General features: G+C 54.5%; 13 protein-coding genes. 7 read left to right on the forward strand and 6 right to left on the reverse strand.

Annotation, left to right across the window (positions count from 1 at the left end; translation table 11 throughout):
* Positions 1 to 204 precede the first annotated feature (204 nt).
* Entirely contained in the window at positions 205 to 810 is a 606-nt protein-coding gene (locus PFRI_RS03155) for a hypothetical protein (protein ID WP_072629292.1), read from the forward strand.
* 148 nt (positions 811 to 958) lie between these two features.
* Positions 959 to 1,918 carry an AraC family transcriptional regulator gene (locus PFRI_RS03160; protein WP_072629293.1) on the forward strand — a complete coding sequence of 320 codons (960 nt, stop codon included), beginning with the start codon at positions 959 to 961 and terminating at the stop codon, positions 1,916 to 1,918.
* Here the strand turns inward: PFRI_RS03160 and PFRI_RS03165 are convergent.
* Positions 1,915 to 2,682, reverse strand: coding sequence for an SDR family oxidoreductase (locus PFRI_RS03165; RefSeq protein ID WP_072629294.1), 768 nt, complete (start codon positions 2,680 to 2,682; stop codon positions 1,915 to 1,917). The two genes, PFRI_RS03160 and PFRI_RS03165, sit on opposite strands and share 4 nt — an antisense overlap.
* A gap of 110 nt (positions 2,683 to 2,792) precedes the next feature.
* On the opposite strand from PFRI_RS03165, the gene PFRI_RS03170 reads away from it, so the two are divergent.
* The 5 genes from PFRI_RS03170 to PFRI_RS03190 all read left to right on the forward strand — a co-directional run bounded on the left by PFRI_RS03170 (position 2,793) and on the right by PFRI_RS03190 (position 10,734).
* Positions 2,793 to 4,397, forward strand: coding sequence for a GMC family oxidoreductase (locus tag PFRI_RS03170; protein WP_072629345.1), 1,605 nt, complete (start codon positions 2,793 to 2,795; stop codon positions 4,395 to 4,397).
* Between the two features lie 102 nt (positions 4,398 to 4,499).
* Complete coding sequence (locus PFRI_RS03175; RefSeq protein WP_072629346.1) at positions 4,500 to 5,543, forward strand: TAXI family TRAP transporter solute-binding subunit; 1,044 nt, start codon at positions 4,500 to 4,502, stop codon at positions 5,541 to 5,543.
* A gap of 79 nt (positions 5,544 to 5,622) precedes the next feature.
* The gene (locus tag PFRI_RS03180) at positions 5,623 to 7,959 is read left to right on the forward strand and encodes a TRAP transporter permease (protein ID WP_072629295.1); all 2,337 of its coding nucleotides are present in this window, start codon (positions 5,623 to 5,625) and stop codon (positions 7,957 to 7,959) included.
* Between the two features lie 15 nt (positions 7,960 to 7,974).
* The gene (locus PFRI_RS03185; protein ID WP_072629296.1) at positions 7,975 to 9,537 is read left to right on the forward strand and encodes a sulfatase family protein; all 1,563 of its coding nucleotides are present in this window, start codon (positions 7,975 to 7,977) and stop codon (positions 9,535 to 9,537) included.
* 9 nt (positions 9,538 to 9,546) lie between these two features.
* Positions 9,547 to 10,734, forward strand: a complete 1,188-nt coding sequence (locus tag PFRI_RS03190; RefSeq protein WP_072629297.1) for a cytochrome P450 — start codon at positions 9,547 to 9,549, stop codon at positions 10,732 to 10,734.
* On the opposite strand, the gene PFRI_RS03195 is transcribed toward PFRI_RS03190, so the two are convergent.
* From PFRI_RS03195 to PFRI_RS03215, 5 genes are read right to left on the reverse strand one after another with little or no spacing between them, the layout of a single operon-like run.
* Positions 10,731 to 11,765 (reverse strand): ABC transporter ATP-binding protein, encoded by a 1,035-nt coding sequence (locus PFRI_RS03195; protein ID WP_072629298.1) that lies wholly within the window; start codon positions 11,763 to 11,765, stop codon positions 10,731 to 10,733. The two genes, PFRI_RS03190 and PFRI_RS03195, sit on opposite strands and share 4 nt — an antisense overlap.
* Positions 11,753 to 13,174 carry a mannitol dehydrogenase family protein gene (locus tag PFRI_RS03200; RefSeq protein ID WP_072629299.1) on the reverse strand — a complete coding sequence of 474 codons (1,422 nt, stop codon included), beginning with the start codon at positions 13,172 to 13,174 and terminating at the stop codon, positions 11,753 to 11,755. Before PFRI_RS03200 ends, PFRI_RS03195 begins: the two co-directional genes overlap by 13 nt.
* Entirely contained in the window at positions 13,171 to 14,064 is an 894-nt protein-coding gene (locus tag PFRI_RS03205; RefSeq protein ID WP_072629300.1) for a helix-turn-helix domain-containing protein, read from the reverse strand. Before PFRI_RS03205 ends, PFRI_RS03200 begins: the two co-directional genes overlap by 4 nt.
* A gap of 4 nt (positions 14,065 to 14,068) precedes the next feature.
* On the reverse strand, positions 14,069 to 14,830 hold the full coding sequence (locus PFRI_RS03210; RefSeq protein ID WP_072629301.1) for an SDR family oxidoreductase: 762 nt from the start codon (positions 14,828 to 14,830) through the stop codon (positions 14,069 to 14,071).
* On the reverse strand, positions 14,831 to 15,667 hold the full coding sequence (locus PFRI_RS03215; protein WP_072629302.1) for a carbohydrate ABC transporter permease: 837 nt from the start codon (positions 15,665 to 15,667) through the stop codon (positions 14,831 to 14,833).
* Positions 15,668 to 15,678: the final 11 nt, after the last annotated feature.

Consider the following 15,678-nt stretch of genomic DNA (forward strand, 5'->3'; position numbering starts at 1 on the left):
CGGATCATGCGGTTAGCTGAATCGTTCTACGGTCAGACGTCAACCCGTCAAAAGTCGGGTGCTCGAGGACTCTGTGTATACCGCTCCGTTTCTGAAAAAAACCATCCATTTTCGAAAAACGGTGCGTGTTGGGGGCAGGGGTTGGCGAAAAGAGATCATCACTTTTCAAAACAACACATGACCCCAACACGAAGGACTTAAACTATGACAAAGATTTCACACACAGCCGCCCGTCTTCAGCTTGCTAAGCAGCGTCAGATGACGTCCTTGATCGATCAAGAGATCCTTTCAAACAGTACAGATATGAAGTTTACAAAGGCAGACTGGGTCCCGCTCTATTTTGATCTTGGCAACAAGGTGACGTCAGATGACGGCCAAATGGCGGCTTACCGGGCGGTGACGCTCAAAGGTGAATTACTTTGGATGGTGTTCACGCCGACGAAAGAATGCGGCTACCACGCATCTTGCAGTGACCCGTTTGAAGCCATGGAACGCGCAAAGGCGAGTTGGGCAAATCGCCGCGCTGTGCGTCTCGAATGGGACCTTGTGGAGCGTACAGCACGTGACTTGCTCACAGCGCGTCAGCGCTTTGATGTGCGCATCGAGGACCTTGAGGCGTCGCCCCTTTGCACGCTCGGGATCGAAGGGTTCCGTGCTGTGATTGGAATGAAGCGTGTGACGCGTATTCCGGGCTGGCTTGCTGCACTTTTGATGAAGGTTGAGCCGCAGATGGGTTTCGTGATCCATGCAGCGATGCAGCGCCATGTTGCAGCCCAATCGGTTGAATTGAATGTGCATGCGGCTGCGTAAAGACAACCAACAGTCCTAGACAAACATGCGCTTTTGCGCATCATAAGAGTATGATGTGTGAGGGCGCGTTTTGGATTTAGAGGTCATAGATTTTGCAGTAAGGGGGGCCACGCTGGGCACCCTTCTTGTTTTAACGGCCCTCATCTGGATGAGCCGCATCGCGCGTGAAGCGCAGATGGCTTTTACGGTGCTTGCGGTGGCGTCTTCCTCGAAAATCATGAGCCACCTTGCCGATGGTCCCGGCGTATCCGCAGAATTGATTTGGAGCTTGAAAATCATCGGAACCCTTGGCGCTTTCGGCATTACATGGTTCGCGTTGACGATCTTCTTGGATGAGAAACGCTATCGTTGGCTTTGGCTTGTCTCGGCCGTGATGATCACCATCGCGATTGTTTCAGTACCTATTGTGCCCCAAATCGTACCAGCGCTTCGCGCCTATGCAGCGCTGCATTTCATCGCTTTGCTAGCGCTTATCCTCTATTCTGCGCGCGGCGATTTGCAGGATGCGCGTCGTCGTTTGCGTCCTGTGATGTCCGCGTTTCTTTTAATCTATGCCGTTGGGCAAGCCATCACCTCGACTCCGATCAAAGGGTTCCAATCAATCCAAGTCGCGCTTAGTCAATCAAGCGTGTTCTGGCTGTTTTTGACCGTCTTTACCATTTGGGCGTTGAAAGCGAACCTGAGTAATTGGCCGGGCGAAACCGTGCCCGATGCCGCTGACAAGCCAACGCTGCAAGAGCGCACGAATGAGCAAACGGCGCTAGTGCGCCGTATCTTGGAAGCGATGGACGCAGGTGTTTGGCAAGTCGAAGGATTGACCGTAGGTGGCCTTGCGCAGAAAGTTGGTGCCCCTGAGCATCAAGTGCGCAAAGCGATAAACCGTGGTTTGGGGCACCGCAATTTCGCAAGTTTTATTAACCGTGCGCGCATTGATGCGGCGATAAAGCGTTTGGAAGCGCCGGAAGCATCAGAGGAAACTATCCTTGAAATCGCGTTCGATGTTGGGTTCAGCTCGCTTGGTCCATTCAACCGCGCGTTTCGCGAAACAACGGGCAAATCACCTACAGATTTTCGCAAGCAAGCCTTGGCGCAAATGGCAGCGGCTTAAGTCAAACCTAGCGCGTCTGACATCGCCATCGCGCTCATGCCGCCATCAATCGCGATATCTTGTCCTTTGATCCACGCGCTTTCGGGCGAGGCGAGAAAGATGATCACATCCGCCACTTCTTCGGGCAAGCCCGGACGACCGACACGTGCGATGTTCGCGGCGACTTTCTCACCGAAGGCAGCTACGAAATCATCCAAGATACCCGTGCTCACAGCCGCAGGACTAGCGGAATTCATACGCAAACCGCGCGCCGTCATGTCTTCTGCGCGGGCCATAGTCATCACGATCACCGCTTCCTTGGAGAGGTTATAAGCGCGCGTCGCATCCATCTTTTGATCAGCGATAAAGTCAGCGACGTTGTCGCCTTGCAGTGCCATCAAAGCTTTGACCTGATCGAGGTTTTCACGCCATCCGGCACCTGCTCGTGAAGCAGTGTTAACAACCGCTGCGCCGCTCGCGAGCTTGTCGAGCATTCCATCAAGGAATGTGCACAGTCCAATGTAGTTCACCTTGAGAACAACCTCTGCCAGACCCTCGCGCGGGGGCAAGCCTGCGTTATTGATCAGCGCATCAAAGGGGCCTTCGGCAGCAGCGAGCGCATCAGCAATAGAACTCGGATCGCTCAGATCTGTCTTGATCCAGTGATCCACATGTTCGCCCGGATCACCGATATCAAACGCGGTGACATGATGGCCCGCAGCCTTGAGTTTTTGAGCGACAGATGCGCCAATTCCAGTGAATCCGCCAGTGAGTGCTACGCGCATGTGAGGTCTCCTGATGATATGTGTTGGTGAAGTGGTAGGCGATAAATCTCCGTCAGAGAAGGGGGTATCGCACGCTTGAACCTTCGCGATCGTCGGTGCATCGTCGCGTCATGGAAGCAGAATATGACTACATCATAGTCGGTGGCGGTGCAGCTGGATGCGTTCTTGCGGCTGAACTTTCGGCACGCAGCGATGCATCTGTCGCTCTGATTGAGCGGGGCCGCAAAGACGTGAACCCTTGGATCCACATCCCCGCGACCTTCTTCAAAGCGTTGCAATCACAAGACGCGGAAGTGGTCGTGTCCGAGCCTGATCCAACTTTGGATGATTTGCCATTTCCTGTCCCGCAAGGGCGCGTGCTGGGTGGCGGAAGTTCTGTAAACGGAATGATCTACATGCGCGGTCAAGCGCGTGATTATGATGACTGGGAGCAAGAGCACGGCTGCAAAGGTTGGTCTTACAAAGACGTGCTGCCCGTCTTCAAACGACAAGAGCGTAACACGACGATCAAGGATCAGTTTCACGGCTCAGAGGGGCGCTTGGTGGTCGATACACCTGCGCCTAAACACCCGATCTCAGAAAAATTGATCGAAGCGAGCCTCGCTGGTGGTTTGCCGAAATCCGACGATTTCAATGGCGCGCAACAAGAGGGGGCAGGGTGGTATCAGGTCACGGCGCATAAAGGGCAACGGCAATCCGCAGCGCAATGTTTTTTGAAACCTGAGCTGAACCGTGAGAATTTGAGCGTGCTGACACACTTATCCGTTGAGCGCATCCAGATCAAAGGTCGCCGCGCGACAGGTATCGAGGCGCGCGATGGAGATGGAAAGCCTGTCACCCTTCAAGCAAAGCGAGAGATTATTCTGAGCGCAGGCAGTTTCCAAAGTCCCAAGCTGTTGATGCTCTCTGGCATTGGGCCTGCTGATATTCTAACGCGCTATGGGATTGATGTTGTGCACGACGCGCCCGAAGTCGGCGCGAACTTCCAAGATCACGTGGGCACCCCCGTAACCCGTCGTCTCAATGGCAAGCTCGGGCTTTATGGCGCGGACAAGGGGCTGCGCGGGATGTGGCATGGAGCGCAATACATGATGGGGAAACGCGGATTGCTTAGCTCGAACCTGCTCCAATCGGGTGCCTGCGTGGATACATCTGGGTCTGGGCGGCCTGACGTTCAGTTCAACTTTGCCCCCTTTGCTCCGGGCGCTCCCGGTACGCCGCCGCTCGATTATCATGCCGCTCAAGTGCACCCCATGACCATGCGCCCTAAATCGCGCGGACGTTTGACGCTGGCATCTTCGAATCCGCTAGATGATCTGCGTTTTGAAGCGCGTATGCTGCAAGACCCCAGCGACCTTGATACGCTTAGACGCGGCATCCGGCTGGCGCGCGAGATATTCGATCAAGCAGAGTTGCGTGACGTTCTAAGCGAAGAGGTGTGGCCGAGCGCAAGTATCGACACGCGCGTCGGCTCTAATTCGCTGGATGACGCGATCCGCAAACATGCGCGCACGATTTTCCACCCCGCTGGAACCTGTCGCATGGGGGGCAGTCCCAGTGCAGTGGTCGATTCCGAATTGAGGGTGAACGGAGTTGATAACCTGCGCGTCGCGGATTGCTCTGTCATGCCTGCGCTGGTGTCCGGTAACACGAATGCGCCAACAATGATGATCGCAGGGCGCGCTGCTGACTTCATTTTGTCGACTGAGGCGTAAAGCGCATCATCAAATAAGACGCGCGTTAGGTCTGATTATTGCTTGCTATGTTAATTGTTCTCGGGAATGCTGATGTCGACAAAAAGTTTTTGGGAGGAAACAATGAAAAATACTGTAATTGGCGCACTACTTGGTGGCGCGATGCTTGCTATGCCCGCATTCGCGCAGGTCAACTTGACGGCTGAAACAGCCAGCCCCGGCGGCGCGGTGCACCTGTCACCCGCGCACCTGACAGAGATCGCAGGCACGCTTGGCATCGCCAACATTCAGCTTGCAGAAGGTCAGACGCTGACCAACTCCATTCAGAACGTCGCTGAAGGCAAGACAGATATCGCTGGCACACCGCATATTCTGCCGTTCCTGATGAGCCGTGGCGTTGGTCCTTATGGATCGCTTGGCAAAGAAAAGGGCGCGGAGCTTGCGGGTAACCTGCGCGCGATCACGCCTGTGACGCTCGGTGTCTTCTTTCTTTTCGCATACGATTCCAAAAACCTTGGCGGTTGGGATGATCTGGAAGGCAAAAAGATCTTCAACGGTCCACCACGCGGGGGCGCACTTACGAACGCACGTAGCATGATCCAGATCGTAGCCGGCCTTAAAGACGGCGAAGGCTATGAGGGCATGCAGTCCAACTGGGGTCAGGCATCGTCTGTGATTTCAGGTGGTGAGCCTGATGCGGTTGTTCTGCCAGAGCTGTTCCCTGGTTCGCGTCTGACGACAGTTGCTGCTGCGGGTAACATGACCGGTTGGTCCATGCCCAAGGAAGCATACGAATCCGAAGCAATGCAGAAATACATGAAAGCACCGGGTTCAGCAGCGACAGAGATTGACATCAACGAGCTGCGTGAAATCATGGGTGACAGCTGGTCGTTCGTATCTGAGGACGACGTGTTCCGCGCGTTCGAGACCATTGGTGGCAACGTGGTTCACAAGGACATGGATGACACGCTCGTTTATGATCTCGTTGCAGCCTACGTTGCATCCATGGATGAGCTGAAAGCAAAAGCGCCTTTTGGTAACAGCGTTAACTTTGACAACCCAATGCTCGGCATGTGTGGTCAGAACCCTGTGAAGTATCACCCTGCCGCCGCGCGCGCATGGCGTGAAGCGGGTTACGAGCTCGACGATTGTGCTGTTGCTGAATAAGCGAAACCGCAGTTAACTAAACGAGGCGTCGCCAAACACTGGCGGCGCCTTTTGCGACACTAGACCCAATAGGTGGCCCATGTCCGACACGACTGATCAAAAACCTAAAAAGACGCTGTTTCCGAATAAGTACCTCTATGGTCTGGCGTTGATTTTCGTGGCGATGGGTATCGTAAACAGTATGCCAACGATCCCCGGTTGGGATCAGATGTGGCAGAACATTACGGGCATCGACAAACTTCGGGTGCGCTCATTCTCGACCGAGTATTTCTATCCGCTCGTCTTCTTTATCATGATGGTGATCGTCGCGATGAAGCACTCCATGTGGCGCGCGTGGCAAGGCACGTCACGAGAATGGTTCGGCGCGTTTATGGACGTTGCGCTGGTGGTTGCAGCTGGGGCCATCTCGCTTACCTATCTTATCGAAATTGATAGCGTTTGCATCATTGACGCCTTCACAGGTGAACGTGCTCGTATCATGGCGGAAACCATGGCGGCAGAAATCGAGTTCGCCGAGACTATGGGTCTGCCCGCCCCCGACACTGTCGAAGACCCCAAATGCGTCGCAACCACAGGCGTTTGGTTGGTGGCTATTGTTGGCGTGTCTATCCTTGTTTTCCTTGCCTATAATGTGCGGGTTTGGGGCTTGCCGCTCGTGCTCGTTGCGTTGCTGGTTGCGGCCTATACGATTGGCACAGTGCTGGTGTGGTATTTTCACGGCCCTAACGACATCAACAAGTACTTCATGACCAAGCTTGGCGGTGAACCGCGGACGTTCCTAGACGGCGTGCCCAATGTGCATGATGCGTTGGTGAACAACTCAAGCGGTATGCTTGGCCGCTTCATGTACGTTATCATGAACCTCGTGTTTCCTTATATTATCCTTGGTGCGATGTTCGGCAAATCTGCGGGTGGTCAATCGCTGATCAAGCTCGCCTTTCGCTGGACGCGTAACCTGCGCGGTGGTCCTGCGCATGCCGCGATTGTTTCGTCGGCGATGTTTGGCACGATTACGGGTGGTCCTGTGACAAACGTGCTCTCTACCGGAGTTCTAACGATTCCGATGATGATCAAGGCGGGCTTTTCACGCGTGTTCGCGGGTGGCGTCGAAGCGGCTGCTTCCTCTGGTGGCTCGATTATGCCCCCTGTCATGGGCGTTGCCGCATTCATCCTCGCGGCCCTCACAGCGACGCCTTACGGCGACGTAATCATTGCCGCAACGATCCCGGCGATTGCGTATTTCTTCTGTCTGTTCCTGACAGCGATGTTCCAATCGCGTAAACAGGGGATCGAGGCGTTTGGGGAATTTACGGACGATATGCGCATAACGCGCACAGATGTTCTGCATCTGATGCAAATCTTCCTACCGATCCTTTTGATCCTGATCTTGCTGCTCACCAAGAAAGATGCGGTCGGTTGTGGTGTGCTAGGTTGGATGCTTGGCGCTGAGACCATTGTTAACAACGGCGTGTGTCGCGCGATTGAATTGCCGTGGTTCTTGCAGCTTTACCAAAACGCCGCTGGCGATGCTGGTGCGACAGGGTGGTGGGGCGCTGCTTTGGTGATCTTGCTTTTGTTCCTAGACAAGGACTTTCGCGCGACACCGCGCAAGGCGCTAGATGCATTGGCTGATGCGGGCATAACGGTTTCAACGCTGTATCTGATGTTCCTCGCGGTCACTGTTATTGATGTTTGCTTGAACTTTACGGGCCTGTCGAAGTTCGTTGGCATCGACATTCTGAGCTTCCTGCTCACGCTTGATCTAGGCGGCAGCGCGTCCTTCTCGATGCAGTTCCTTGCGCTCGCAATCACCATGCTACTGGCGGTTCTGCTTGGTATGGGGATGCCTGCGGTGCCTGCCTATATCAACGTTGCCTTGCTGATGGGGCCGATGCTGATCGGGCTTGGTCTTGCGACGTTTACGGCACATATGTTTATCTTTTATTTTGCAGTTGCTTCAGCCATTACGCCGCCTGTCGCGCTCGCCGCTTTTGCGGCGGCGACGATCACCAAGGCCGAACCGATGGCCACTGGTTTCAGCGCTGTGCGCTCTGGCATCGTGATGTTTGTGATCCCTTTCATCTTTGCCTTCTACCCAGAGCTTTTGCTGATTGATCAAGCACTCATTGACCCCACAAGCCCAAGCAAGGAATTCCTGCCTGGCTATGAGGGCGGCGTCAGCTTCGTCTCGCTCTTATGGCTATTGGCCCGTTTAGTGTTTGCGCTGTATCTCATAGCCAGCGCTTTGGCGCGCTATGATACGGGGCCGCTTGGCTTGCCTTGGGTTCTGATCCGTCTCGCGATTGCGGCGACCATTTTGGCCAAACCCGAGATGATCCATCTAAGCGCGATTGCGGTAGGCGTGGGGGTCTTGATCTTGCACCGTATAATGCATCGTGAAAGCGCGACCGCCTAAACAGGAGAGACTTGAATGTCCAAGAAACCCAATTTCCTGCTGTTCATTACCGACCAACACCGCGCCGATTGGCTTGGGTGCGCTGGGCACCCTGTAGTTCGCACGCCCAACATTGATGCGATTGCGGCCAAGGGAACGCGGTTTCAGGACTTCCACGTCGCCTTGCCTGTTTGTATGCCCAACCGCGCGTCGTTGTTTACAGGACGTATGCCGTCTGTGCATGGATTGCGCCACAATGGTTGCTTGCTCTCCGAGCGCGCGAATACCTTTGTTGATGTGTTGGCGGCGGGTGGTTACGCGACTGCAAGCATTGGCAAAAGCCATCTCCAGCCTTTTACCGACGAACCGCCTTTGCGCAAACCAGATACGGTTGAGCGTCTGATTCCAGAGGCATGGAAAGACGACGTGGGAAGCTACACGAAGGAAGAGCCGGCGAGTTTTGACAAACCCTCTGATGCGCCGTTTGAGACGCCCTATTATGGTTTCCAGCATGTGGATATGGTGACGAGTCACGGTGATCAATGTGGCGGTCAGTACGGCCAGTGGTTCCGCGAAACTGTGCCGAATTGGAAAGAGCTTCATGATCCCGTGAATGAGCTTGCGCATGATTACACATGCCCACAAGCTTATCGGACCCCTGTTCCAGAGGACAAATATCCAACGGCTTGGATCGCGGATAAGGCGGTAGAGTATATAAAGGGTCGCAAGGATGCGGATGATCCGTTCTTTGCCTTCGTATCGTTCCCTGATCCGCATCACCCCTTCAATCCGCCGGGCAAATATTGGGACATGTACGACCCTGACGATTTCGATGTGGATCTACCCTTTGCGGCGCATGAAAACCCCACGCCCGCGATGCTGCATGAACGCAAGATGTGGGAAGCGGGGATAGAGCCAGCGATCCCGCAGATGCCGTTCTGCGCGAACGATCAACAAGTGCGCGAAGCCAAAGCGCTGACCGCTGGTATGATCACGATGATCGACGATCACATTGGCCGCGTGATCGACGCGCTGAAAGCATCGGGCGAATATGATAACACGGTGATCATCTTTACGTCCGATCACGGTGACTATTTGGGTGACTTTAATCTGATGTTGAAGGGGCCGATCATGCTGCCCTCGATCACGCGTGTTCCGATGATCTGGTCTGACCCAGAAACGCGCGCTGAGGTACAGGCGGATACGATGGCATCAACTATCGACATCTCTGCCAGTATCTTAGAGCGCGCAGGTTTTGCGCCTTACAATGGGATGCAAGGGCAAAGCTTCCTTGGTGCCTTGGACGGTACGCAAGCGCACCGCGAAGAGGTGATGATCGAGCACAATGATGGCGGTCCGCGCATGGGTTTCAGCAAGGCGGTGCGCGCACGCACGCTACGCTCTGCTGATTGGCGCATGACTGTGTATGCGGGCGAGGATTGGGGCGAGCTTTATGATCTCAACGCAGATCCGCGCGAATGCAAGAACCTGTGGGCAGATCCTGAATACGCGATGACGAAAGCGACGCTGTCGATGCGTTTGCTGGATCACTTGACTTACCAAATGGACGAAAGCCCGCGCGCGACGCGGCTAGCTTGAGGCGATAAAGTGACCGAAATCCACACCAGCGGTGCTCCGATTTGCGACGTCGATTTTTATGATGACGCTAATGTTGAGAACCCAGTCGATGCCTATCACAAAATGCTCGCGCTGGGGCCTGTGGTGTGGCTCCCCAAAAACAACCTTCATGCGATTTGCGGATTTGAAGAGCTGACGAAATCCCTGCGCAATCACCGTGTGTTTCAGTCGGGCAAGGGCGTGTCGATCAATGAAGAGATCAATCCGTTTCTGATTGGTAGCACGCTCAACTCTGATCCGCCGCGTCACGACGAAACGCGCGCGATTACGTTCTCTCCGCTCACGCCAAGGGCGTTGAAGGATGTGAAAGACCGGATCGAGACCGAAGCGCAGAACCTCGCAGAGACGATGACCAACGCGGGTGAATTTGATGCTGCGAGCGAGCTTGCGCCTTACCTGCCGCTTACCATTGTGCGCGATCTTGTGGGGCTGGGCGAGCATGGTTCCAACAACATGCTCGAATGGGGTGCCGCGACGTTTGAACTCATGGGAGATCCCCGCGAACGGCGAGAAGTAGCACTTGGTAATCTGAAAAAGCTGCGCGCATTTTTGGAAGACCCTGAGACGCTTGGCGCGATCAAGCCTGATGGCTGGGCAAACCTTGCGACGCAAGGTGGCATTGCCCATGGGTTAGAGCCTGACAAAGCGGTTGAGCTGATGCGTGACTATATCGCGCCGAGCTTGGACACGACGATTTCCGCCATTGGCTACGCGATGATGCTGTTCGCGAAACATCCTGAGCAATGGCAGAAACTGCGTGCGGATCGCTCGCTGATTGCCAATGCGATTGAAGAAGTGGTGCGGATGAACACTCCGATCAAAGCGTTTTCGCGCTATATCGGGGAAGACATCGAAGTGGGCGGTGTGCAGCTAAAAGCAGGGACACGCGCCTTGATGGTTTACGGCGCTGCCAATCGCGACGAGAGCAAATTCCCTGATCCAGACCGCTTTGATATCGAGCGGAAAGTACGAGGGCATGTAGGGTTTGGTCATGGCGTTCACGCCTGTCTTGGCATGCACCTGGCGCGTTTAGAAATCACCTGTCTCTTGAACGCTTTGGCTGACCGGATCGAACAGTTTGAACTGTCCGGTCCAGTCGTTTCTTCTGTAAACAGCAGCATTCACTCGCTTGCGAGCGTGCCTGTGCGCGTAATTTAAGCGCGCAAATCAGTGTCTTTTGCAAAGTAGTGCGCAAGCTCTGGCTTGATCGTAAAGCTCAGAGTTTCGCCCAACGCTTCAACCGGTGGCTTTTCGGTCTTCGCGATGAACTCTGTGCCGTTCGCCGTGGCCAAATGCACCAACGCGTACTCGCCAAGGTTTTCTACGAGCTCAAGCTTGCCTTGGATCACCGCGCTGCCCGCATCCGCAGGCGTGAGGTGCTCAGGACGCAGACCAACCTGATCGTTCGCGCCAATCTCACGACCAAGAACGGCCGCAGCAGAAGCAGGCATGTCAGCCGTCTCAAAGAAGTTCATCTTTGGGCTACCAATGAACTGCGCCACGAAGGCGTTGGCGGGACGCTCATAAAGCTCGATGGGGGAACCCACCTGCTCGATACGACCATCGCGAAGAACAACGATTTTGTCCGCAAGCGTCATCGCTTCGACCTGATCGTGCGTCACGTAGATCATCGTTGTGTTAAGACGCTGGTGAAGGCGTGCGATTTCCAGACGGGTCTGAACACGCAAAGCGGCGTCAAGGTTAGAGAGCGGTTCGTCAAAGAGGAACACATCAGGGTCACGTACAATCGCACGGCCAATGGCTACACGCTGGCGCTGACCACCCGATAGGTTACGTGGGCTGCGATCAAGGTAGTCGGTGATCTGTAAAATATCAGCCGCTGCATCAACGCGACGCTTGATTTCGGCAGGATCCGTTTTGGCCTGCTTCAGACCAAAGGCCATGTTTTTGTAAACCGTCATATGCGGGTAAAGCGCGTAGGTTTGGAACACCATCGCAACGCCACGCTTGGAGGCGGCAACGTCATTCACAACACGTTCCCCAATGGCGACTGAACCGTCGGAAATTTCCTCGAGCCCGGCAATCATGCGCAAAAGCGTAGACTTACCGCAGCCCGATGGACCAACGAAAACAACAAACTCGCCATCTTCAATATCAAGATCGACGCCATGCATGACTTGTACGTCACCATAGCTTTTGCGCACGTCGCGTAGAGTTAAACCGGCCATTTCAGCTCCATTTCAGAAATTTCGTTGCGCAGAGTGTCTGCGAATTCAGGATATGCAGTTGGAAGCTCGCCCCAGAGCAGGCGCGAGGTGATGAAATCATCAGTGCCCAACATTTTTTTCAAGTCGTCCCAGCTGGGTTCGACGTATTTGAACGGGATGTTCCCAGCCGCAACGTGTTGCGCGAAAACATACCAGCTTGCGATGCTGCGGATGCTGTTGAGTGGCATGATGCCTTGCTTCAAACAGCCCTCAAGCGTGGGGCGAATAAAGATCGGGAACTTCACCATGCCATCGGCGCAGATGCGCGCGACGGTGTCACCAATCGCCACATTGCTAAAGCGTGCAGCAATTTTGCCAAGATACTCTTCTTTTGAGAAGGGCAGCTCAATCGTGATCGCAGGAAGGACTTCTTCCGTTTCAAAAGCGTTGAAATGCGCAAGTAGATGCGGGGTGCGCATGATTTCATCGAAGGTTTCGATTTTCTCAAGTGCCGCGAAATAGCACATCGCAGTATGACCGCCATTGAGCACGCGGATTTTGGTTTCCTCGTATGGATCCACGTCCGGCGTAACTGTGACACCTGCTTTGGCAAGATCGGGCATATCGCCTGCGAAATTGTCCTGAAGGACCCACTGGATGAAGTCCTCAGCCATAATGGGCGACGTCACATCGCGGCCAATCAATTGCGTGAGTTCTGTCGCAAGCGCGTCAGGGCTGCGCGGCGTGATGCGATCTACCATGGAGCAAGGGAACGTCGCGTTTTCGGCGACCCAAGCGGCGAGAGTGGCATCGTTGCAAGCGTTGAGATAGGCGAGCAGATTGCGGTGCAACATTTTACCGTTCTGGCGAATGTTATCGCAGCAGGCGATTGTCAAAGGCGCGCCGCCAGCGTCCATACGCGTTTGTAAAGCAGCGCGCAGGTAGCCATAAACACTGCTTGGCGCATCGCCTTTAATCTCGGCGGCAATCACGGGGTGCGCTGGATCAAGGTCTCCATTCGGGTCGGTGTAATAACCACTTTCGGTCACGGTGATGGTAACCAGTTGAACAGAGGCCTGCGCCAAGAGCGCTTCGCTTTTCGCGGTGTTAGTGCTCCAATCAAGGAAGGCTGCGTGACTGCGCACACGGCGCAACTCAACGTTACCGTCAGACGAAATAGACTTTAGGAAGTAGCCGTCGTGATCATCAACATCCTTGGCAGCCGCTTGGAATTGCGCTCCCTCGGAGCCGCGCAGATTGACCGCAGCGATGCCCCAGCGCAGATCGCCGGTTTGCTCCATATAGTCATCAAGATACACCGCCTGATGCGCACGATGAAACGCGCCAAAGCCGAGATGGACGACACCGAGGGCACAGGCGCTTCGATCGTAGCCTGTTGCGGCGATGTGCCTGTGGGCCGCACTGTTCATGAGTTCGTCTCCGTTTGAGAAAAGAGATCTTTGCGTGCGGCATCCCGATACGCAGAAGGGGTCATGCCCTTCATCTTGAGGAAATGACGGTTAAAGTTCGCGATGTTCTGAAAGCCAGAGCGCCCGCTGATCGTCATGATCGGCGCATCGGATGCGTAGAGCATCCCACAAGCTTTACCGATGCGAATACGGTTCACGAATTCAACGAAATTATGACCCGTCACCGTTTGGAAATTCCGGCTGAAGGTGGCTTGCGTCATGCCCGCCATATCAGCGGCTTGTTTGACGGAAAGCTCTTCGCGGTAATGCTCGACTACATAATCCACCACGGTGCCAATCATCGCGTGTTTGCTGCCGTCACTCGGCTGTTTCAGGCGCGTCACGGACAGAATGCGTTTTTCGGCATGTTCATTGAGACGCACCAAGAAACGAATGAACGCAAGAATGCGCTCAGGACCTTGATGATCACGGATCGATTCCATGTGGCCACGCGCGAAAGTGGCGTTGAAGCCTTCGAACAAAATACCCGACTGTGCGGACTTCAGCATGTTGCGAATTTCAGCGAACTCGGAAAAGCCTTTGGCCAAGCTCTCGACACTGTTGTGGCTGAACTGAACGAGCATATCGCGGATGTGTACAGGCTCTGAGACTTGTTCGTCAGTGACCCAGTTGTGCGGTAGGTTTGGACCCGTAAGATAGAGATACCCCTGCTCAAAATCACCGATGTAGTCGCCGACAAACGCTTTGCCCCGGGTCTCTGTGATGAGGTGCAACTCATACTCTTCATGCGCGTGCCAGCGGCACAAATCTGTTGGCCAGCCATGCTCCAGATAACGGATAGAGCGCGTGGTGCGGTCCACGAATTCGGTTTGAGGTAGGATGATTGACATGGCGCTACCTCAACACATTTCCACCATCGACACCGATGGTTTGTGCAGTCATGTAACTGGATTGATCGCTCGCTAAGAACACCGCAGCGCGCGCGACGTCGGATGGCGCGCCCATGTAACCAAGCGGCACAGCTTCGCCAACTTCGCGTTTCTTTTGACCGATTTCTTTGCCCTCAAACTTGGCAAAGAGTGCATCAACGGATTTCCACATCGGCGTGTCGATCACACCCGGGCTGATCGCGTTGACGCGGATTTTATGGGGCGCAAGCGCGAGGGCCGCAGATTGGGTGTAGCTGATCACGGCTGCTTTGGTTGCGCAGTAGTGCGCAACCAGTGCTTCGCCGCGATGTCCTGCTTGGCTCGCCATGTTGATGATAGAGCCGTGTTGATCGTTTGCGACCATAGATTTCGCGGCGCTTTGCATCACTGCATAAAAGGCGCGTACGTTTAGGCCAAAGAGGCGGTCGAATTGATCGAGGTCAGCCTCCAAAACAGAGCCCATGTCGAACAAGGCGGCGTTGTTGAACAGCACGTCTGGCTTGATCTCTGCAATCCAGGCTTGGCAGTCTTTGAGACCTACCTCGCTCAGAAGATCGAAGGATTTGTACGTCGCATCGCCCTCAAAGCTGTCTGCAATATCCGTCGCATAAACAACCGCCCCAAGGCTCGTGAAATGAGCAACCGTGCTGGCACCAATGCCACCGACCGCGCCAGTGACCAGCACTGTCTTTCCGCTGAGATTTATAGGGGCGGCGTTCAAAGTCATTTACTTCACCGCACCAAATGTAAGGCCAGCCACAAGCTGCTTCTGACAGAACCAACCGAGGATTACGATAGGTGCAATCGCAGCGGTAGACACAGCAGACAGACGTCCAAAGAAGAGACCCTCAGGTGCGCGGTTGCCCTCGATCAATGTAGACAATGTTGCCGCGTCGATCGTTGTCAGGCGAACAGTCCAATAGGCTTCGTTCCAGCAGAAGATGAAGGTCAGAAGCGCTGTAGAGGCGATACCGCCCCATGCGAGTGGGATCAGAATGTCCTTGATCTCGCCCCATGTGGAGACGCCATCCATTTTACCCGCTTCGATGATCTCTTTCGGGATCTCTTTGAAGTAGGTGAACAGCATCCAGATCACGATGGGCAAGTTGATCAGGCACAAAACCAGGATTACCAAGAAATGCGTATCGTAAATTCCAAGGAAGTTCTTGGTCAAGAAGGTCATTGGGTAAAGAACCGCCGCCGCTGGAAGCATCTTGGTGGAAAGCATCCACATCAGGATATCTTTGGTGTGGCGCGACGGGTTGAAGGCCATCGCATAAGCCGCCGGAACACCAACCGTCAGTGCGAACAAAGTCGCGAAGGTCGACGTGATGACCGAGTTTATCGCGAAACGCCAATAGTCATAGTTCTCCGTCATATTTGTGTAGTTCTCCAGCGTGGGCGTGAAGAAAAACAGGAATTCCGGCTTTACCGCATCGGCGTCTGTCTTGAAGCTGGTGAACACGAGCCAGAAGATCGGGAAGAAAAAGATAAGCGCGATCACCCATGCAGCGACGGGCCAAAGAACGTTACTAAGACGGGAGTTTTGAGAAACTGTTGCCATTGTCTTTTTCC

Origin of the sequence: Planktotalea frisia, from assembly GCF_001890925.1 — a bacterium.
Classification (GTDB): domain Bacteria; phylum Pseudomonadota; class Alphaproteobacteria; order Rhodobacterales; family Rhodobacteraceae; genus Planktotalea; species Planktotalea frisia.

Coding starts and splice junctions, on each gene's coding strand:
- PFRI_RS03215 (WP_072629302.1), bottom strand. CDS start 15,667: ATGGCAACAGTTTCTCAAAACTCCCGTCTTAGTAACGTTCTTTGGCCC.
- PFRI_RS03205 (WP_072629300.1), bottom strand. CDS start 14,064: ATGTCAATCATCCTACCTCAAACCGAATTCGTGGACCGCACCACGCGC.
- PFRI_RS03195 (WP_072629298.1), bottom strand. CDS start 11,765: ATGGCCGGTTTAACTCTACGCGACGTGCGCAAAAGCTATGGTGACGTA.
- PFRI_RS03185 (WP_072629296.1), top strand. CDS start 7,975: ATGTCCAAGAAACCCAATTTCCTGCTGTTCATTACCGACCAACACCGC.
- PFRI_RS03155 (WP_072629292.1), top strand. CDS start 205: ATGACAAAGATTTCACACACAGCCGCCCGTCTTCAGCTTGCTAAGCAG.
- PFRI_RS03175 (WP_072629346.1), top strand. CDS start 4,500: ATGAAAAATACTGTAATTGGCGCACTACTTGGTGGCGCGATGCTTGCT.
- PFRI_RS03200 (WP_072629299.1), bottom strand. CDS start 13,174: ATGAACAGTGCGGCCCACAGGCACATCGCCGCAACAGGCTACGATCGA.
- PFRI_RS03180 (WP_072629295.1), top strand. CDS start 5,623: ATGTCCGACACGACTGATCAAAAACCTAAAAAGACGCTGTTTCCGAAT.
- PFRI_RS03160 (WP_072629293.1), top strand. CDS start 959: ATGAGCCGCATCGCGCGTGAAGCGCAGATGGCTTTTACGGTGCTTGCG.
- PFRI_RS03170 (WP_072629345.1), top strand. CDS start 2,793: ATGGAAGCAGAATATGACTACATCATAGTCGGTGGCGGTGCAGCTGGA.
- PFRI_RS03165 (WP_072629294.1), bottom strand. CDS start 2,682: ATGCGCGTAGCACTCACTGGCGGATTCACTGGAATTGGCGCATCTGTC.
- PFRI_RS03210 (WP_072629301.1), bottom strand. CDS start 14,830: ATGACTTTGAACGCCGCCCCTATAAATCTCAGCGGAAAGACAGTGCTG.